This is a genomic window from Curtobacterium aurantiacum (genome assembly GCF_018598555.1).
Classification (GTDB): domain Bacteria; phylum Actinomycetota; class Actinomycetes; order Actinomycetales; family Microbacteriaceae; genus Curtobacterium; species Curtobacterium aurantiacum.
Genome location: NZ_JAHEWN010000002.1, coordinates 234,808 through 253,826 on the forward strand (window position 1 = coordinate 234,808; position 19,019 = coordinate 253,826).

Annotated in this window: 18 protein-coding genes; 10 read left to right on the top strand and 8 right to left on the bottom strand. The window is 71.3% G+C overall.

What is annotated here, in order from left to right:
* Together KK087_RS03025 and KK087_RS03030 are read left to right on the top strand one after the other, a co-directional pair.
* Nucleotides 1-1,821, top strand: coding sequence for a DUF4012 domain-containing protein (locus tag KK087_RS03025; protein WP_214564171.1), 1,821 nt, complete (start codon nucleotides 1-3; stop codon nucleotides 1,819-1,821).
* Between the two features lie 378 nt (nucleotides 1,822-2,199).
* Entirely contained in the window at nucleotides 2,200-2,757 is a 558-nt protein-coding gene (locus tag KK087_RS03030) for a hypothetical protein (protein WP_214528890.1), read from the top strand.
* An 82-nt stretch (nucleotides 2,758-2,839) separates the two neighbouring features.
* Here the strand turns inward: KK087_RS03030 and KK087_RS03035 are convergent, their stop codons facing one another.
* From KK087_RS03035 to KK087_RS17785, 3 genes are read right to left on the bottom strand one after another with little or no spacing between them, the layout of a single operon-like run.
* Nucleotides 2,840-3,130, bottom strand: a complete 291-nt coding sequence (locus tag KK087_RS03035; RefSeq protein ID WP_250900759.1) for a hypothetical protein — start codon at nucleotides 3,128-3,130, stop codon at nucleotides 2,840-2,842.
* Nucleotides 3,131-3,177: 47 nt separating this feature from the next.
* The gene (locus KK087_RS03040; RefSeq protein WP_214564173.1) at nucleotides 3,178-4,341 is read right to left on the bottom strand and encodes an ATP/GTP-binding protein; all 1,164 of its coding nucleotides are present in this window, start codon (nucleotides 4,339-4,341) and stop codon (nucleotides 3,178-3,180) included.
* A 14-nt stretch (nucleotides 4,342-4,355) separates the two neighbouring features.
* Nucleotides 4,356-4,823, bottom strand: coding sequence for a VanZ family protein (locus KK087_RS17785; RefSeq protein ID WP_214564174.1), 468 nt, complete (start codon nucleotides 4,821-4,823; stop codon nucleotides 4,356-4,358).
* Between the two features lie 259 nt (nucleotides 4,824-5,082).
* Between KK087_RS17785 and KK087_RS03050 the strand changes: the two genes are divergently transcribed.
* The 3 genes from KK087_RS03050 to KK087_RS03060 all read left to right on the top strand — a co-directional run bounded on the left by KK087_RS03050 (nucleotide 5,083) and on the right by KK087_RS03060 (nucleotide 11,670).
* Entirely contained in the window at nucleotides 5,083-5,412 is a 330-nt protein-coding gene (locus KK087_RS03050) for a hypothetical protein (RefSeq protein ID WP_214564175.1), read from the top strand.
* Between the two features lie 101 nt (nucleotides 5,413-5,513).
* On the top strand, nucleotides 5,514-5,843 hold the full coding sequence (locus KK087_RS03055) for a hypothetical protein (protein ID WP_250892803.1): 330 nt from the start codon (nucleotides 5,514-5,516) through the stop codon (nucleotides 5,841-5,843).
* A gap of 247 nt (nucleotides 5,844-6,090) precedes the next feature.
* Nucleotides 6,091-11,670 carry an Ig-like domain-containing protein gene (locus KK087_RS03060; RefSeq protein WP_214564176.1) on the top strand — a complete coding sequence of 1,860 codons (5,580 nt, stop codon included), beginning with the start codon at nucleotides 6,091-6,093 and terminating at the stop codon, nucleotides 11,668-11,670.
* Between the two features lie 86 nt (nucleotides 11,671-11,756).
* On the opposite strand, the gene KK087_RS03065 is transcribed toward KK087_RS03060, so the two are convergent.
* The 3 genes from KK087_RS03065 to KK087_RS03075 all read right to left on the bottom strand — a co-directional run bounded on the left by KK087_RS03065 (nucleotide 11,757) and on the right by KK087_RS03075 (nucleotide 13,931).
* Entirely contained in the window at nucleotides 11,757-12,488 is a 732-nt protein-coding gene (locus tag KK087_RS03065) for an SOS response-associated peptidase (RefSeq protein ID WP_214564177.1), read from the bottom strand.
* Nucleotides 12,489-12,596: 108 nt separating this feature from the next.
* A complete protein-coding gene (locus KK087_RS03070) occupies nucleotides 12,597-13,232 on the bottom strand; it encodes a hypothetical protein (RefSeq protein ID WP_214564178.1) in 636 nt (211 codons plus the stop codon).
* A 3-nt stretch (nucleotides 13,233-13,235) separates the two neighbouring features.
* Nucleotides 13,236-13,931, bottom strand: coding sequence for a hypothetical protein (locus KK087_RS03075; protein ID WP_214564179.1), 696 nt, complete (start codon nucleotides 13,929-13,931; stop codon nucleotides 13,236-13,238).
* A gap of 250 nt (nucleotides 13,932-14,181) precedes the next feature.
* Here KK087_RS03075 and KK087_RS03080 point away from each other — a divergent pair, with 250 nt between their 5' ends.
* Entirely contained in the window at nucleotides 14,182-14,607 is a 426-nt protein-coding gene (locus KK087_RS03080) for an organic hydroperoxide resistance protein (protein WP_214564180.1), read from the top strand.
* Between the two features lie 10 nt (nucleotides 14,608-14,617).
* On the top strand, nucleotides 14,618-15,004 hold the full coding sequence (locus tag KK087_RS03085; protein WP_214543859.1) for a YchJ family protein: 387 nt from the start codon (nucleotides 14,618-14,620) through the stop codon (nucleotides 15,002-15,004).
* Between the two features lie 42 nt (nucleotides 15,005-15,046).
* On the opposite strand, the gene KK087_RS03090 is transcribed toward KK087_RS03085, so the two are convergent.
* The gene (locus tag KK087_RS03090) at nucleotides 15,047-15,913 is read right to left on the bottom strand and encodes a shikimate dehydrogenase family protein (RefSeq protein WP_214564181.1); all 867 of its coding nucleotides are present in this window, start codon (nucleotides 15,911-15,913) and stop codon (nucleotides 15,047-15,049) included.
* 58 nt (nucleotides 15,914-15,971) lie between these two features.
* Between KK087_RS03090 and KK087_RS03095 the strand changes: the two genes are divergently transcribed.
* Entirely contained in the window at nucleotides 15,972-16,979 is a 1,008-nt protein-coding gene (locus tag KK087_RS03095) for an iron-siderophore ABC transporter substrate-binding protein (RefSeq protein WP_307859945.1), read from the top strand.
* 132 nt (nucleotides 16,980-17,111) lie between these two features.
* Here the strand turns inward: KK087_RS03095 and KK087_RS03100 are convergent, their stop codons facing one another.
* Nucleotides 17,112-17,516, bottom strand: coding sequence for a DUF1304 domain-containing protein (locus KK087_RS03100; RefSeq protein ID WP_214543856.1), 405 nt, complete (start codon nucleotides 17,514-17,516; stop codon nucleotides 17,112-17,114).
* Between the two features lie 60 nt (nucleotides 17,517-17,576).
* On the opposite strand from KK087_RS03100, the gene KK087_RS03105 reads away from it, so the two are divergent.
* Together KK087_RS03105 and KK087_RS03110 are read left to right on the top strand one after the other, a co-directional pair.
* A complete protein-coding gene (locus KK087_RS03105) occupies nucleotides 17,577-17,936 on the top strand; it encodes a chorismate mutase (protein WP_214528902.1) in 360 nt (119 codons plus the stop codon).
* Nucleotides 17,933-19,018 carry a lactonase family protein gene (locus tag KK087_RS03110; RefSeq protein ID WP_214564182.1) on the top strand — a complete coding sequence of 362 codons (1,086 nt, stop codon included), beginning with the start codon at nucleotides 17,933-17,935 and terminating at the stop codon, nucleotides 19,016-19,018. The genes KK087_RS03105 and KK087_RS03110 overlap by 4 nt, the downstream gene beginning before the upstream one ends.
* The last annotated feature ends 1 nt before the right edge of the window (nucleotide 19,019 follow it).

A 19,019-nucleotide genomic window follows, 5' to 3' on the forward strand; every position in this document is an offset into this window, starting at 1 on the left:
ATGTCCGACCAGCCCGAGTCGCGACGCACTGCAGTACGCCGGGGGTCCAGGGCCCGGATCGTCCTGTGGGTCGTCCTCGCCCTTGTCCTGCTGCTGATCCTCGCCGTCGCGTGGGTGGGCGTCCGCGGCGTACTCGCCAAGGGGCACCTGGAGCGGGCCGTCGCCGACGTCGACACCCTCCGGTCACAACTGACCGGTGGTGACACCGGGGCCGCGCAGAAGACCGCGAGGCACCTCGAGGACGAAGCCGCGTCGGCTCGGTCACTGACCGGCGATCCGGTGTGGGGCGCGGCGCAGTCCGTGCCGTTCTTCGGGACCAACCTGCGGGCCGTGCGGGACGTGTCGGTGATCGTCGACGACGTGGCCAGTGACGCCGTCAGTCCGGTCGCCGGGGTCCTCGGGAAGCTCGGTTCGGACTCGTTCGCGCCGAAGGACGGCAAGATCGATCTCCAGCCGATCGAGGACGCGCAGCCCGCGGTCGACAAGGCCACGAAGACCCTCGAGCAGGCGCGTTCCGACGCGGCGCGGATCGACACCAGTGGGACCCTCTCGCCGGTCACCACCGCCGTGGGGCAGCTGCGGAACGCGCTGTCGTCGGCGTCCGAGCAGGCGGTCGCAGCGAACCGCATCGTGCAGCTCGCGCCGGCCATGCTCGGCCATGACGGGGACAGAAACTACCTGCTGCTGTTCCAGAACAACGCCGAGTTGCGCGCGGGCGGCGGCATTCCCGGGGCAGTGGCGCTCCTGCAGGTGAAGGACGGTGCGATCAGCTTGGGAAGCCAAGCGTCCGGATCGTCCTTCGGACCCTACGACAAGCCGGTGCTGCCGCTGACCGACGACACGCGTGGGCTCTACGGTGACATCACGGGCGAGTACATGCTGGACGTCACGCTCACGCCGCGCTTCGACGTGTCGGCGGAGCTCGCGCGGGAGATGTGGAAGCAGCGGTTCGCGCAGCAGGTCGACGGCGTGCTCGCGATCGACCCCGTGACGCTGAGCTACCTGCTCAGGGCGACCGGCCCCGTGCAGCTGCCGACCGGCGACACCCTGACCGCGGACAACGCGGTCCAGTTGCTGCTGAGCGATGTGTACGCCAGGTACCCCGACCCGGCCGTGCAGGACGCGTTCTTCGCGTCCGCCGCCAGCGCGGTGTTCGCCAAGGTCTCGTCGGGCGGGTTCGACGCGAAGGCCTTCGTGTCGGCGCTGACGCAGAGCTCGGACGAGGGGCGACTGCGACTGTGGAGCGCCGACGAAGCCGAGCAGCGCCGCATCAGCGGGACTCCGGTCTCCGGCGAGCTGCCGACGGCGAGCGTCGACTCGAACCAGTTCGCCGTCTACCTGAACGACGGAACCGGCGCGAAGATGGACTACTACCTCGACAAGAGCGTCTCGGTCGGCAGTTCGGTGTGCCGGAAGGACGGCCGCCCGACGTCCGTCGTCGAGATCACCCTGAAGAACACGGCTCCAGCCGATGCCGCGACCAGGCTGCCGCGGTACGTCACCGGCGGTGGGGACTTCGGCGTCGAACCGGGCAAGATCAAGACCCTGCTCGCCGCGTACGCGCCGCGGGACGCGATCTTCCTCGGCGCCACGAAGGACGGCAAGACCACTCCGGTGCAGACAGCGACCGACGGCGGTCACCCGGTGGCCCAGCTGCAGACGCTGCTCGCACCGGGCGAGAGCTTGACCTACCGCGTGGCCTTCCTCGGTGAGACGCAGTTCGCGAAGTCGCCCGTGCAGGCGACCTCCACGCCTGGCGTCCGTCAGACCAAGACGGAGCCGCTCACGTTCGACTGCGAGCAGCCGCTCGCCGCAGGGTGACGCCGGAACCTCCACAATGCGAACCGGATCGCGCCCCCACTCCGGGGGGCAGCAGGCAAACCTGTCCGAGGCCAAAGGCTCTTGACCTGACGCACAGCCGGCTCCATCGCCGCGATTGAGCGGCTCTCATCTGGGGTTTCCGATTCCGAGGGTCAGGGCTGGCCGGAGACGGTGCTTCGTGGCGGGACGGTCACGGTCGTGAACACACGTCGACCAATGACCAAAATCCACGTGATCTGGTACCAAGCTGGGAAAGTCCGCTAGATTGAGACAACTTCGCCATAACAACCGCCATTTCTGTGGCTGGGGTCAACCACCGGCGAACAGCGGGCTCTGGGTGTCAGGGTCTGGATATTCAGATCTTTAGGGGAACCATTCATGAAGAAGCTCATCGCAGCGGTGGTGCTGGCTGGCGCCGCACTGCTCGCCACCCCGGCCGTCGCCAACGCCGCCGGTTACACGCCTGACTCCGACGTCTCCGTCTCCGGCACCGCCGTCGCCGGTGGCACCGCTTCCGTGAACTTCACGGCCGGCGCCTTCCAGGACAACGAGACCGTCAACGTCCAGGTCACCGGTGCCGGTGCGGTCACGCTCGGCGCGCTGCCGACCACGACCGTCTCGAAGACCTACACGGCCGCCTCGGATGGCTCGCTCGACGTCAACGTCACGTTCCCCCAGGGTGCCTCGGGCACCTACAACCTGACCGCCACCGGCGCCACCTCGGGCGTCGTCGGCTTCGCGGCCTTCACCGTCGCCCCGGCTGACGCTGCTGCCGTGCCGGTCGCCGGTGCTGGCGACGGCACCGACGGCACGCTGGCCTTCACGGGTTCGACCGTCTCCGCCCTGGCCCTGTGGGTCGCCGGCGGCGCAGTCGTCCTCGGTGGTGGCCTCCTGCTGGTCCGCGGCTCGGTCCGCCGCCAGCGCGAGTCCGTCTGAGTCTCGACGAACTGAACGAAGCCCCCGGAGCATCTGCTCCGGGGGCTTCGTCGTGCTCGGCGTCCGCCCGCCAGATCTGACGTCAGGCAGCGGGCGGGGTCGGCCGGTCCCACACTGCGGCGTACCGGTCACGCACCAGCGGCCAGACTTCCGTCAGGGCGTCGTCCATCGAGCGAACGCGCTCGCTCAGCGGCGGGAAGAGCACGAACTCGTGGGGGATCGGACGACCGGCACGATCGCGCCGACCCTCGGGGTCGGTGAACCGCAGGGCCGCGGACCCGTCCTGGTGTCGAAGGACCTCGGCCGCGTCACCCACGCCGTCGAACGCCTCGTCGTAGGCCCGGAGCGGGTCGACCCCGCTCCCGTCGGGCATCAGGAAACGGAAGCCCCAGGTCCGGCCACGCGTGGCCCAGATCAACGTCACGCGTCGCCCCGACGGAGGATCCGTTGCGCGACACCCCGGTCGAGGTCGTCGGCGAAGCGTTCCAGCACGGCGGTCACGAAGTCCGCCTCGGCCGTCGTCTCCTTCTTCAGCTTGGCCACGCGCGCGGCAGCGAACTTCGTTCCGCGTCGACCGGCCTCGCCCGCGACGAACCCGACCAAGGCGCCAACCGGCGTAGGGAGCTTGAGGCGCTTGCTCCCGAGGAACCCCAGGACCGGCCCGGCGAACCGCAGGAGCTGTTCGGCGACGGCGACGGCGCGCTGCTTGTTCGTGGCCCACTTGGCGAACCGCTCGAAGGGGAGCATGGCGGTGATCGGCATGAGCAGGTCGACCCCGGTGCGTGTCCCGACGTCGATCCTGCCGGGCTCGAAGCGCGCCGACGACAACAGGAGGAAGTCCTCACCGACGTCGAGCGCGTCCGGGTCCTCGACGTAGCTCCGCAGGACCGACCGCAGTTCCTCGAGCTCCCCGCCCGCCTTGCCGAGCACCAGCTCGCGGAACCGCTCGACGTCGACGTCCGGCAGCAGGTCGGACTTCGACAGCCCGATCGCCCAGATCCGCGGGAACCGGGCGAGTCGTCGCCCGCCGTTCAGCACGTCGTCGCGGAGCTCGGACAGCCCGGTGTGGAAGTCCGTCAGCAACGCCTTCAGGTACCGTTCCTCTTCGCCCGGGTGCTCCGCCACGCGCTGTCCGTCCACCATCAGGATCGCCACATCGGCGCTGAGCAGCGAACGGAACGTCTCGACCCGCCGCTCCGCCTCTTCCGCGGAGCTCGGGTCCTGCTCGAACCACTCACCGGGGTAGTCGTGCCACACGACCCGGAGCGTCTTCGCGGCCTTCGGCTTCCCCCGGACCTTCGACTTCGACGCCGCATCGGCCGTCGGTTCGATCGTGAACACGTACTCGGTCGAGGCGAAGCGGTTCGCCGTCGGGGCCGACTCTGAATCGCGCATGCCGAGGTAGTTCTGGTGCAGCTTCCGACCCTGCGCCTTGTCCACGGCCCGGACGGCGTACCCCTTGGTTCGGCGGAAGCTCGGTTCCTGCGCGCCGCCGTAGAACGACGACAGCAGCACGGTCTTCCCGCTGCCGCTCCCTCCGAACACGGCGACGTGTTGCTCCAACGGATCCGTCTGTGTGCTCATGCGGTGAACGGTAGTCACCGTCGGCGATGAGCCGCACGGCTGAGCAGCAGCACCCCCACCACGGCTCCCAGGAGTGCCCCTACGCCGTTCGCGACGACGTCGTCGATGGTCGCGGTGCGGGCGGGCAGGAACAGCGCCTGGCCGGTCTCGATGCACGCGCTGACGACGAGCCCCGCGGCGATGGCGGCCCACCACCACCTGGCGCCGGCGAGCAGCACGACGAGCAGGCCGAGCGGTACGAAGTAGGCCACGTTCGCCAGCGACTCGACGGTGGCGTAGTCGATGCGCTGTGGCAGGCCGTGACGGTGCGCGGCCGCGAGGGCGCGGGTGAGCCACGGGCCCCCTGCAGCGTCGACGGGGGAGCCCCAGAACCCGACGAGCACCAGGGCGACGCCGTAGGCGATCGCCAGCCCCGTCGCGAACCGACGGCTGCGCCAGGTGGCCGGAGCGCGGTCGTCGACGGGGGGCTTGTCGGAGGTCACGTGCCGACGCTAGCGAGTCGCGCCTCCAGGCAGGTGTCCGCACCATCTCGTCCCCCGATCGCGGCGATCCGGAAAACGAGTACCCCGATCCTGGCGCTGTACCCCGGAAGTGCGTCACACCACCCCGGAAATCCGGGGCAGCCCGATGAAGGGCATTGACGGAACCCGTGAATCCACGGGCCTCGCTGGCGATCCCCTCGGCGCTTCTCGTAGCGTTCTCGTGTCAGCAGATGTACCCCGGATCGTGAAGGAGAGCGACATGAGCATCACCGTGAACAACGCGACGCAGGCCGAGGTCACCCTCGACACCGACACCGTGGACACCATCGCGATCCTCGAAGCCGACGCAGCGCTCGCGTCGCGTCCGAAGCGGGCCAAGGTCACCTGGGTGCAGGAAGACCAGGGCGAGTGGATCGCCGGCTACGGCGGGTACTTCGGCGGCAGCGTCGACAAGCGTGACGACCGGTACGTCGCCTCCGACACCTTCGGGCTCGTCGTCGGCGAGTTCGCCTCCCTCGAAGAGGCGCAGACGAAGCTCGAGGACCAGCTGCACGTGATGCTCCCGCCGGTCATCCGGCCGGTCGAGTGACGACAGCTCCCACCAGGACCACCGGCGTCGACCGCGACGCCCGCACCACCCGGAACCACCGGCACCACCCAGTACGCAGCACAGCACGAAGGAGCAGGACCATGAGCACGACCGTCGCCCACCGCCAGCAGGCCGAGGTGACCCTGGACACCCAGACGATCGAGGTCATCGCCGAGATCGAGGCCGAGGTCCTGGCTCCCGTGCAGGCATCCCCCGTCCGGATCTCGTGGGCGCAGGCCGACACCGGTCTGTGGGTCGCGAACTACGGCGGCTACTACGGCGGCACCGTCGACCGGCAGGGCACCCACTTCTTCGTCGCCGACACGTTCGGCGAGTACGTCGGGGACTTCCGCTCCCTTGACGAAGCCAAGTCGCGGCTGGCCGAGCGTCTGCACGTGCTGCTGCCGGACGTGATCCGTCCGACCGCCTGATCCACTGCTGATCGCTCGCTGATCCTCGAACCCCCGCCGGCATGCCGGCGGGGGTTCGTCGTGTGCGCACGAGGTGGCGCGCCGCTGTTCCGGCCGTACCCCCAGAACGAGTGGTCCCCCCAATTGGGGACCGGAATTGTCCCCGATGCGACTCGGGGAACTGCCAGGATCAACCTGGCGCCGTCCACCGTTCTCCCTGATCCTCCGGCCGGTTCGGCGCCCGCATCGTCTCGACCCGAAAGTGATCATGCAGCGTACGAACCCGGGCACCGCTGTGCCCACCGACGGTCCCGACCGTCCTGCCGGCACCCGTGCCACCCGTCGACCCGGCCTGCGCGCCGTCGCCGTGCTCGGAGCCGCACTCCTGGTGGGCACCGGTCTCACCGCGACCTCGGCCGTCGTCGCGGCTGCGCCGGCCTCGGCGGTCAGCGCCACCAAGGACGGCGCCCTGGTCTGCACCCCGCAGGAGACGCTCTACGCGATCGACGGCACCGGCAAGGTCGTCGCGGTCGACATCAGCACGGGAGCCTCGCGGGGCACGACCGCCGACGTCACGAACCTCGGCACCGGCGCGAACAACGGTCTCGGCATCTCGCGCGAGGGCGTCTCGATGTTCGCGGCGTCGAACAACCAGACCGCGACCCTGCGGCAGTTCGACCCGAAGACCGGCGTCGCGTCGGCCCCGGTCGCGACGGAGTCCGTCCGCTCGGTGATCCGCGGCGCGGTCAACCCGGTGACGGGCATCTACTACTACGGCTCGAACAAGGGCTGGCTCGGGGCGTACGACCCGAAGAGCGGCAAGTACCTCGGGCAGGTCGGCCAGATCGACGGCCTGAAGGACGGCAACGGCGACTTCGCGTTCAGCTCGCGCGGTCTGTTCTTCGTCGTCGCGTCGGACACCGTGTACCGGGTCAACACCGACGCCGTCCCCACGGCCTCGGGTACGACTGCCATGACCACCAGCGCGATCGCCACCCTGCCCGCCGGCACGAACAGCCCCGGCATCGCGTTCTCGTCGGACGGCTACCTCTACGTCTCGAACACCCCGACGAACAGCACCGTCACGACGATCTACCAGCTCGACCCGACCTCGGGCAAGGAAGTCCGCAACTTCCGGATCGCCGGCGACTTCGCCGCGTCCGACCTGGCGAGCTGCAACTACGCCGACACCGTGACCGGTGCCGCGAGCGTCGACCAGCGCTGGAACAGCGGCGACCAGTTCGCCCTGGCCATCAGCGGTGGCGGCATCGACACCACCAAGCCGGGCAGCGCCGGCACGACCAGCGGATCCGCCACCGGCGTGCAGGCGCAGAAGGCCGGCGCCGTCCTGACCACGCCGAACAAGGACTACACGGTCAAGCAGACCGCCGCGGGTACCACCGACCTGGCGAACTACGACACGACGTGGAAGGCGGTCGACCAGACGACCGGCACGACCGTCGCCGGCGGTACCGGCTCGACGGGGACCTTCACGTTCCCGGCAGCCACCACCGCGGACGGCACCGACGTCCTGGTCACCTTCACGAACACGCTGAAGGCCACGCACGTCACCACCAGCAGCGACACCGCCACGACCCCCACGGGCACGGCGCTGTCGGTGCCGGCTGCCTCGGGTGTGCTCGCGAACGACCGCGGCACCGGCCTGTCCGTCGTCTCGAACACCACGCCGGCGCACGGCACCGCCACGGTCGCCGCCGACGGCTCGTACACCTACACCCCGGCCGGCGGGTTCTCCGGCTCGGACACGTTCCAGTACACGGCGAAGGACTCGTCGGGGCAGACCTCGACCAGCACCGTGACCGTCACCGTCGCCCCGAAGGGCTCCGACGACGCGTACAGCGTGCACGCGGGCACCGTGCTGAAGGTCACCGCCTCGGACGGGGTCCTGACGAACGACCGCGGGTCGGACCTGACGCTGACCGGCCACGGCCAGCCGTCGCACGGTCTGGTCAAGATCGCCGCCGACGGTTCGTTCTCCTACGGCGCCGAGAAGGGGTACTCCGGTCCGGACTCGTTCACGTACACCGCGAAGGACGGCGCCGGCGCGACCGTCACCGCGACGGTGCGGCTCACCGTGCTGCCCACCGCGACGGCCGATGCCGTCACCGCGACGGCCGGGGCCACGGCGACCGGCAACGTGCTGGCGAACGACCTGGGCACCGGCCTGACGGTCACCGGCAACCGCACCCCCGCCCACGGCTCGGCGACGGTGCGTCCGGACGGCTCGTACTCGTACACCCCGTCGGCCGGGTTCTCCGGCACGGACTCGTTCACGTACACGGTGACCGACGGCAGCGGCGGGACCGACACCGTCACCGTCACCGTGCAGGTCGCCCCGGCCGCACAGGACGACACCGTCAAGGTCGCCGCGGGCGGCACGGCCACCGCCGGCACCCGCGCGACGGGCGTGCTCGGCAACGACTCCGGCACCGGGCTCACCGTGGCGTCGAACACGACCCCCTCGCACGGTGCGCTGACGCTCGACAAAGCCACCGGCACGTTCACGTACACGCCGGCCGAGGGGTACTCCGGCCCCGACGCGTTCACGTACACGGCGGTCGACGGCTCCGGTTCGCCGAGCACCGCGACCGTCACCATCACCGTGAACCCGACGATCGGTGCCGACACCGCGTCGACGAACGCCCGTACCCCGGTGACGATCGACGTGCAGGGCAACGACCGAGGGTCCGACCTCGGCACCACGATCGCGACCGGTCCGACGCACGGCACCGCCGTGGTCGCCACCGACGGCGCGGTCGAGTACACGCCGACCGCCGGGTTCTCCGGCACCGACTCGTTCACCTACACGGTGACCGACGGCAGCGGTGTCACCACCGGTGCGGCGACCGTCACGATCACGGTGCGGCCCGTCGCGACCGGTGACACGGTCTCGACCAAGGCCGGCGAGGCGCTGTCCATCGCTCCGGCCGCGCTGACCGGCAACGACCAGGGCGCCGGGCTCACCCTGACCGGCGTCACCGCCGGCAGCGGCAGCGGCACCGGCGCCGACGGCACCGGCACCGGCACCGGCACCGGCACCGACGGCAGCACGGGCACCGGCACCGTCGTGCTGGACCAGGCCACCGGCCGGGTCGTCTACACGCCGGCGTCCGGCTTCTCCGGCACGGACACCTTCACCTACACGGTGACCGACGCCGCAGGCCGCTCCACCACCGGCACGGTCACGGTCGTCGTCGGCCCCCGCGCCACGGCCGACACCGCCACCGCCACGGCCGGCTCGACGCTGACCGTCGCGAAGGGCGACGGCGTGCTCGCGAACGACCGGGGCACCGGCCTGACCGCGGCCGTCGACCAGCAGCCCGCACACGGCACGGTCGAGCTCGCCGCGAACGGCTCGTACACGTACACGCCGAAGGACGGCTTCTCGGGCACGGACACCTTCACCTACACGGCGACCGACCCCTCCGGGCGCACCACCACCGGCACCGTCACCATCACGGTCCGCCCCGGCACGGAGCCCGACACCATCACGGTCGCGGCGGGTGGCAGCACCACGGTCACCTCCGGCGCCCTGACGGGCAACGACCACGGCACCGGCCTGACCGTCGTGTCCGTCACCGACGGGAAGAACGGCACCGCCACCCGCAACGACGACGGCACGATCACGTACACGCCGAAGGACGGCTTCTCCGGCACGGACACCGTCACGTACACGGTGACGGACCCGTCGGGGAACACGAACACCGGCACCGTGACGGTCACCGTCACCCCGGTCGCCGGCGGCGGATCGACGTCCGCCGAGGCCGACACCCTCACGACCGTGCCGGCCGGCACCGGTCTGCTCGACGGCGCGAAGGGCACCGACCTGGCGGTCACCGACCACACCAAGCCCGGGCACGGTGACGTGGAGGTCGGCAAGGACGGGTCGTACACGTACAAGCCCGAGCCGGGCTACTCCGGCCCGGACGGGTTCGACTACACGGTCACCGACGGCTCCGGCACGCCCGCCACGGGCACCGTGACGATCGTCGTCGCCCCGAAGGCCGCCGCGGACACCGCGACGACGAGCGCCGCGACCCCGGTCGACGTCGCCGTCACCGGCAACGACTCGGGCACGAAGCTCGCCGTCACCGCGGTCTCGAAGCCCGGCCACGGCACCGCCACGATCACCGGCGGCGCGACGGGCGGCAGCACGACCACCCCCGGCAACGTCACGTACACGCCCGCCGAGGGGTTCTCCGGCACGGACACGTTCACCTACACGGTGACCGACCCGACCGGTGGTACCGCGACGGCGACCGTCACCGTGACCGTCACGCCGACCGCGGTCGCCGACGCCCTGCGCACCGCGGCGAACACCGCGCTGCCGATCAGCGGCGCGACCCTGACCGGCAACGACCACGGCACCGGCCTCGCCGTCACTGCGCACGGCCGCGCCGAGCACGGCACCGTGACCGAGGGCACCGAGCCCGGCTCGCTCGTCTACACCCCGGAGAAGGGCTTCTCCGGCGCGGACACGTTCGAGTACACGGTGACCGACGGCGCCGGACGGACCTCGACCGCGACGGTCACGGTCGTCGTCGGGGTCGCCGCCGTCGACCACTGGCACACCATGTCGACGAACCGCTCGATGCGCATGTCCGCCGACAGGGGCGTGCTGGTCGGCGACTCCGGTCGTGGGCTGTGGGCGGCGATGGAGACGAAGCCGCTGCACGGCGCGCTGGCGCTCGAGAAGGACGGCTCGTACGTCTACGAGCCGACGTCGAACTGGTCGGGACGTGACTGGTTCACCTACTCGGCCAACGACAGCGCCGGCACCGCGGCGTTCGCGCTCGTCGTGATCGACGTCACCCCGGCCGCGAAGGACGACAGGGCGACGACCACGGCCGGCACGACCGTCCGCGTCGCCGGCCCCGGCGTGCTCGGCAACGACCACGGTGATGCCCTGACGGTCGTCACGGCGGGGACCGCCCGCCACGGGAAGGCCTCGATCGCCGCCGACGGCACGTTCGTCTACACCCCGGCGAAGGGCTTCTCGGGCACCGACACCGTCACCTACCGCGCGCAGGACTCGATGGGCCAGCAGATCGGCGCGACCGTCACCGTCCGGGTCGGCATCGCCGCCGGGGACGACACCGGTCGCACCGTGGCCGGCACCCCCGTCGCCCGCGACGCCCGCCACGGCCTGCTCGTCGACGACCAGGGCACCGGCCTCACCGCCGCCGTGGCCCGGAAGCCCGCCCACGGCACCGTGACGATCGAGCGGAACGGCGCGTACGTCTACACGCCGGCCGCAGGCTTCACCGGGAAGGACACCTTCACCTACACGGTGACGGACGCCTCGGGGCAGACGGCCACCGCCACCGCGACCATGACCGTGGTCGCCGCGGCCGTCGCCACCGACGACTCGGCCACCGGGATCGTCGGACACCGGGTCGTCGTGGATCCGCTCGACAACGACTCCGCCACCGGCGGCGCCACGTTCGAGTCGGGCACGCTGCACCTGCTCCACCCCGAGTCCGGCACGCCGACCGACCGCGTGGTCGTCGCCGACCAGGGCACGTGGACCATCCGCGACGGCCGGGTCGTCTTCACCCCGCAGGAAGGCTTCACCGGAACCACCTTCGTCGGTTACGTGGTCACCGACAGTGCGGGACAGACGGTCACTGCGACCGTAACGGTCACGTTCCCGACCGGGCTCGCCGCGATCGTGCACGGCACCGAGCTCGCCTTCACGGGCGTGACCGGCCTGGTCGGCCTCGGGCTCGCGGCACTCGCGCTCATGTTGGCGGGCGTGCTCCTGGTGACCCGACGACGGATCGCGGTCCGCGTCGCGCCGGGCATCCGCCGCACCGCACGTCCGTAACAGGGCACCGGACTGGAGGCCCGGATCACCGCAGCAGACCCGCTGCGGTGATCCGGGCCTCCTGTCTGCGCGCGGGGCGCGACCGCCTACGCGACGGGCGCGATGAGCTGCGGTCCGTCGTTCCGCACGCTGTTCACCGTGCGGGAGACCTCGTACTGCGCAAGGCCCGCGGCCACCGTCAGCGACTCGTGGTCGAGCAGGGCCAGCAGGTCGTCGGCGTGCAGGTCGCCGCCGAGCCAGTCGTCGTAGCCGTCGGGCGTCAGGAACGCCGGCATGCGGTCGTGGACCTCGCCGGGGGCGACGTGGGCGTCACGGGTGATGATCGCGAGCGACAGCCGCCACTTGTCCGGGTCGCCCTCGGGCTTCGTGGGGTCGGGCCAGGCGCTCACGACGCCGGCCATCGCCAGGGCGCCGCCGGGTTCGTGCACGAAGTGGGGTTCCTTGCCGTCCTCGCGCACCACCCACTCGTAGTACCCCTGTGCCGGGACGATGCAGCGGTTCGTGGCGAAGGCGCGCTTGAACATGCCGCTCGTCGCGACCGTCTCGATGCGGGCGTTGATCGGCTTCGGGCGCTGCTTCTGGAAGTCCTTCGCCCAGCTCGGCACGAAGCCCCAGCTGATCTGCGGCAGTTCCCGTTCGCCGTGCCGCTGACGGACGGCGTACACCGGGTCGGTCGGGGCGACGTTCCAGCTCGGGGCGAGGCCGGGCTGCACCTCGCCGGTGTCCTCGTCGACGTGCTCGGTCCGGGCGGCGAGCTCGCCCATGAGCTCGGGCAACAGATCGGCCGTGGTGTCGGAGACGACGAACCTTCCACACATGCGCCCAGTGTGCCCGCCGCCGCCGACAGTGGTGCGCGTCGGGGTGCGGCGTTCACGCTTCGTGAGCAGGAATGGTCGAGTGCCCCACAGCAACTCGACCGCTTCTGCTCACGAAGTGGGGCGTGCGGGCGTCTCGGGGGCGGGCTCGGGCTCGAGGGACTCGGCGGCCAGGCGGGCTCGTTCGGAGCGGCCGAGGCGGACGACGTACTCCGACAGCACGAGCACGTAGCTCGCCATCCACAGCACGTGGAACCACCTCGCGTTCCCGAGGATGAACGCCGCGAGGACGGCGGCGACACCGGCTGCGACCACCGGGGCGACCCGGGCGAGCATGCCGATCATGCCGCGCCGCAGCAGGACCGTGTCGGTGCGGACGATGTCGCGGTGTTCCGGCAGGACCGGCACCGGACGACGCTGCACGTACAGCTGCGTGGCGCCTCGCGCGGCGAGCTGCCACGAGGGTCGCACCTGTCGACCGTTGATCGTGGTCGAGGGGTCCGGCGGCCGCCACGTCGGGATGCACGCGAAGGTGAGCAGTCCGACGCCGAGCGCCAGCAGCACCATCGCGACCACGCTGCGGACCGGGGTGGTCCCCGTCCAGTCGACCCGGGCCTCCAGGACGACCATGCCGACCAGCGCGACGACCGCTGCGATGCCGGACCACAGGGCGGCACGACGGACGCGTGCCGGATCCAGCACGTCCGTGACGTGCCGGCGGAAGACCTGCCAGCCGAGCGTGAACACGGGTCACTCCTCCGGCAGGGCGAGCTTGCTGCCGCTCCGTGCGCCGGGACGGCCGCGGGGTGGCAAGGACGGGGGGAGCGGCGGGAGCGCTTCGGCCTCGACCCGGAGCTGCTCCTGGCGGCCGAGGGTGCGCAGTCCTCCGATCCCCGTGGCCGACCCGGTGATGCCCAGGAAGAACCAGAACCACGGCAACCGGGGCAGGCCGGTACCAGCCGAGATCGCGGCGACGTCGACGATCACCACGGCGAGCAGGGCGGCCGCGCACCCGGTCAGGATCAGGAGGCCGCCGAGCGCCGAGCGGACGAGCAGGTCGCGGGTCTCCGGCAGGCGGTCGAGGACGGCGTCGCGGTGCTTCGGGTCGACCGGGGGCGGGTTGCGGCGGTAGTACCGGGCGACCGCCTCCTGCGTGCGCCACCCGATGCCGGGGATCGGCGCGATCGCCCACCCCTTCGGCCCGGACGGGACGCAGGCGGCTGCGAGGCACCCGAAGCCCACGGACAGGAGCAGGCCGACGACGACCGCTCCGGCCGATGGGAGAGGTGTGGCGTCGAACACGTCCGTGGTCAGCGCGAGCACCAGCAACCCGACGAGCGCCACCACCACCCCGATGATGCCGACGAGCAGGATGCGTCGGCGGCGTTGCGGGCTGACGAGCGCGGGGAGACGCTCGCGGAACACCTGCCACCCGATCTTGAACACTCATCATGTCTACCCGGCGCGCGGTGTCCGTGCTCGCTCGGTCGCGCCGACGCCCGCGACGCCCGTTCAGTGAGCAGGGATGGTCGGGTGCGGGCGAGGGACTCGACATCTTCTGCTCACCAAGCGACGCGCTCGCGCCCGCCGCCGGCCCGCCCGGACACGCCCGAGCGCTCCCCGCCCGGAGCCACCGCACCCGCGACGTGGTGGTGCCGCTCAGGATTCGTCCAGGCGAGCACGGTGACCTCGGACCATGAGTCTCGACATCGTCTACACCGCCGCTGCCCACGCCACCGGAGGCGGCCGCGACGGGCACGTCCGCAGCGAGGACGACCGGCTCGACCTCGACACCCGCCCGCCCAAGGAGATGGGCGGCAGTGGAGAGGGCACCAACCCCGAGCAGCTCTTCGCCGCCGGGTACGCCGCGTGCTTCCTGGGTGCCCTGCACGCCGCCGGCAAGGAGCTCGACCTCGACACCACCGGCGCCGAGGTCTCCGCCGAGGTCGGCATCGGCGGCACCGGCAACGGCGCCTTCGGCCTCGCCGTGGAGCTCGACGTCTACGCCCCGAACGCCCCGCAGGAGCAGCGGCAGCGCCTGGCCGAGCGTGCACACGAGATCTGCCCGTACTCGAACGCGACCCGCGGCAACATCACCGTCACGCTGTCCATCGTCGACTAGCGTTCCGCCGGTGGTCACCGACGCGACGCGCTGCCCCTGCCTGAGCGGCAACCCCTACGGCGAGTGCTGCGGTCCCCTGCACGCCGGGGCCGTGGCGCCGACCGCGGAACGGCTCATGCGCTCCCGCTTCAGCGCGTTCGCGCTGGGCCTGCCGGAGTACCTGTTGCTGACCTGGCACCCGCGCACCCGCCCGGCGGGTCTCGAGTTGGACCCGTCCCAGCGCTGGACCCGGTTGGACGTGCTGGCGACCACCTCGGGAGGCCCGTTCGACTCCCACGGCACCGTCACGTTCCGCGCGTGGTGGCGTTCCGACGACGAGCGCGGCACGCTCGAGGAGACGAGCGACTTCGTCCGCGAGCAGGGCCGCTGGTTCTACGTGGACGGCGTGGTTGCCTGACCGACGTCGTCCTCGGTATCGGCGGCGTCGCTGCCCCCGGGACTAGCGGCCGATGACGGCGGGCAGGCCGACCGCGGTGCGCATCGCCCGTCGGACCCCGGCTTCGTCGGGGAGCAGCTCGTCTTCGTCACCGGTCAGGAAGAACCGGATCTGCCCGATCGCCTGCTCGGTGAGCATGTCGAGGCCGTTCAGCACCCGGCCCCCGGCGTCGGTCCAGCGGCTGGCGACCGCGGTGGGCCACGGTTCGTAGGCGACGTCGAACAGGACGGCGTCCGGCCCCGACGGACGGAACTCGAGCGGGTCGGCGGCACCGCCCGGCAGCGTCGAGAGGACGAACCCGTGGTGCGTGCCGGCGAGTTCGGTCAGGGGGTGCACCTCAAGCGTCACACCGAGCCGGACGGCCAGGTCGACGAGCGTGTGCGTCTTCGCAGTGTCGCGGACGAACACCCGGACGAGCGACGCCCCGAGCCGCACGGCAGCGGTCAGCGCGCTCGCCGCGGTGGCTCCGCCGCCGAGGATCGTGGCCTCGCCGGGCAGATGTCCGAGTGCCTCGACCGGGCGGACGAGCCCCTGCACGTCGGTGTTCGCGCCGGCTCGGACGATCGCGGAGCCCTCGTGGCGGAACGCGACCGTGTTGGCGACCCCGAGCTCGTCGACGAGCGGGGTCGTGCGGTCGAGCAGCGGCAGGACCTCGCGCTTGAGCGGCATCGTGAGGCTCAGCCCACGCCATTCCGGACCCAGCCCCGCGACGAACGCGGCGAGCTCGCCGGACGCGACCTCGTGCCTCCCGTACGTGAAGGCCAGGTCGAGCGCGTCGTAGGCCGCAGCGTGGAGCGTGGGCGAGAGCGAGTGCGCGATGGGGGAGCCGAGCACCGCGAGGTGCGTGCGGCCTGGATCGGTGAACGCCACGGTCACCCAGCCTAGCCAGCCGTGTTCCTGAGCACCCCGTTAGGTTAGGCTACCCTTCGTGAACCGTTCTCCCTTGCGTCTCCGACGCGTGCTCGCCGCAGCCGGCGCCGTCGTCGCAGCGTCCCTCGTCCTCGCCGGCTGCGCGTCCGGCTCCGGCTCCTCGACCGACTCGGCGTCGTCGGGGTCGTCCGACGCCGCGTTCCCGGTCTCGATCACGACCGGTCTCGGCACCACCACCATCGAGTCGGCACCGAAGCGCGTCGTCGCGCTCGGGTGGGGCGACGCCGAGACCGCGCTCGAGCTCGGTGTCCAGCCGGTCGGTGCGAGCGACTGGCTCGCCTTCGGCGGCGACGGTGTCGGTCCCTGGCTCAAGGGCGCGTACGACAAGTCCCCGAAGATCATCCAGACGCTCGAGCCGAGCTACGAGGACATCCTCAAGCTCGACCCCGACGTGATCCTCGACGTGAAGTCCTCGGGCGACAAGGAGCGGTACGACAAGCTCTCCGCGATCGCGCCGACCGTGGCGATCCCGAAGGGCGGCGAGAACTACCTCGCCTCGACCGAGCAGCAGACGACCATGATCGCGAAGGCGCTCGGCAAGGAGTCCGAGGGCAAGAAGCTGCTCTCCGGCCTCGACGACGCCTACGCCGCAGCACGCAAGGCGCACCCGGACTTCGAGGGCAAGACGGCCGTCGTCGGGGCCTACAGCTCCGAGGGCTTCGGAGCGTACGCCTCCACCGACAGCCGTTCGACCTTCATGCGGAACCTGGGCTTCGAGATCCCGAAGGCCATCGACGAGCAGGCCGGCAAGGAGTTCTCCGTGCACCTGTCGGACGAGAACCTCGACCTGCTCGACGCCGACCTGACGCTGATCCTGCCGATCTACGTCGACGCGTCAGAGGCCTCGTCGAACAAGCTGTTCCAGAAGGTGCCGTCGGTCGAGGCCGGGCACGCGATCGTCTTCGACGACAAGGACGTGTCGTCCGCGTTCTCGATGGGCACCACGGCCGCGATCGAGTGGGCGCTCGACGAGCTGCCGGCGCAGTTCGAGGAGAAGCTCGGCTAGGGCTGGTCGTTGCTGCTGGCCGGTGCTGGTCAGCGCTGGCCGGTTCCGCTGGTCAGGACCGCGAAAGCGACAGGGTGCCGCCGATGTTCGGTGGCACCCTGTCGCTTTCGCAGTTCGGGGAGGGAAGCGGGGCTAGACGCCGACGGTGGAGCCCAGCAGCGCGAAGAGCAGCGCGATGAGGGGGAGCGTGCCCTGCTTGAAGGCGGAGTTGACGTACTTGCGACCCGAGCCGAGCAGGATCACCGCGGCACCGAGCATGCTCGCGGTCGAGAACACCACGAGGGTCCAGCCGCTCACGGTGTTGCCCGCGAGCACGAGCACGACGCCGAGGATCGCGCCGATCGCCAGGAAGAGGTTGTAGAAGCCCTGGTTGAAGGCGAGCGAGCGGGTCGCCACCGCTTCTGTCTCGGAAGCGATGCCGAAGATCCGGCGCGCTTGCGGACTGGTCCAGATGACCGATTCGAGGAAGAAGATGTACACGTGGACGAGGCCCGCGAGGACCGCACAGACACCCGAGATCACCAGCAGGACCGACATGTGCACATTCTCGCAGGAGCGGGCCGGGTTCCGCTGCACGTCCGCCAGTAGGCTCGGATCATGAACGACGACGTCACCCCGCCCGAGGCCGACGCAACCTCTGACACGCGCGCCGACGCGAGTGCCGACGCGACGGCCGTCGCCGAACTGCGGAGCATCCGGCAGAGCATCGACAACATCGACGCCGCCGTCATCCACATGCTCGCGGAGCGCTTCAAGTACACGCAGCGCGTGGGGCACCTGAAGGCCGAATCGGGCATGCCGGCCGCCGACCCGGACCGCGAACGGACCCAGGTCGCACGGCTCCGGTCGCTCGCCGCCGACTCCCACCTCGACCCGGCCTTCGCCGAGAAGTTCCTCAACTTCATCGTCGCCGAGGTCATCCACCACCACGAGCGCATCGCGGGCCGCGACGAATGAGCGCCGAACTGCCGACGCTGCTCATCGGCTCCTACACGGCGACGGGCGGCGGCAACGCCACCGGCATCTCGCTGGTCGACGGCGGACCGGTCGGAGCCGCGGCGCCCCGGACCGTCGCGGTGCTCGACGACCCCTCGTTCCTGGCGGTCTCGGGCGACCGGGTGTACGCGGTCTCCGAGACGAACGACGGTGCCGTGTCGGCCTTCCGGCTGCACGGCGGCGCACTCGAGCACCTGTGGGACGCCCCCGCCGGCGGTGACGCCCCGTGCCACGTCCGGGTCGACCCCTCGGGCGTGCTCGTCGTCACGAACTACGTCTCCGGCACGGTCACGGCGATCTCCCTCGCCGCGGCCGAGTCGCACGCCGCCTCGGTGACCGCCAGCGACGGCGTGGTGCTGCACGGCGAGGCCGACCAGCGCTCGGTGCCGGCCGAAGCGGTGGCGGTCGCGGTGCTGCCCGACGCCACCGGTCCCGACGAGGAGCGTCAGGACGGCCCGCACGCGCACCAGTCGATCGCCACTCCCGACGGCACGGTCCTGGTCGCCGACCTCGGCGGGGACGCCCTGCACGAGTTCCGCATCACCGTCACGGCGGACGGGGTCCCCGGCGTCGAGGCGCTGCGCGTGCACCGCGTGGCACCCGGTACCGGACCGCGGCACATGGCTTGGATCGACGGTGACCTGCTCGTCGCCGGTGAGCTCGACGGCCGCGTGCACCGCCTGCGCCGCGACGACTCCGGCTCGCTCGTGACGATCGTCGCCGTGCCGACGTTCGACGGTGCCGTGGGGGAGTCGCTGCTCAGCCACATCGAGGTCGACGAGGCCGGCCGCGTCTACGTGGCGGTGCGCGGGCGTGACCTGCTCGTGGTGCTCGACGCGCGCGACGGCGGGCTCGCCCTCGTCGGGTCGGTGCCCTGCGGTGGCGCCTGGCCGCGGCACTTCGCGCGGGTGCCCGGGTTCGTCCTGGTGGCGAACCAGATGTCCGACGCGGTGGCCGTGCTGCCGCTCGACGCCGAGGGCATGCCCGGCGAAGCCGTCGCGCAGATCCCGGTCGGCACCCCCACCTGCGTCGTCCCGCTCTGAC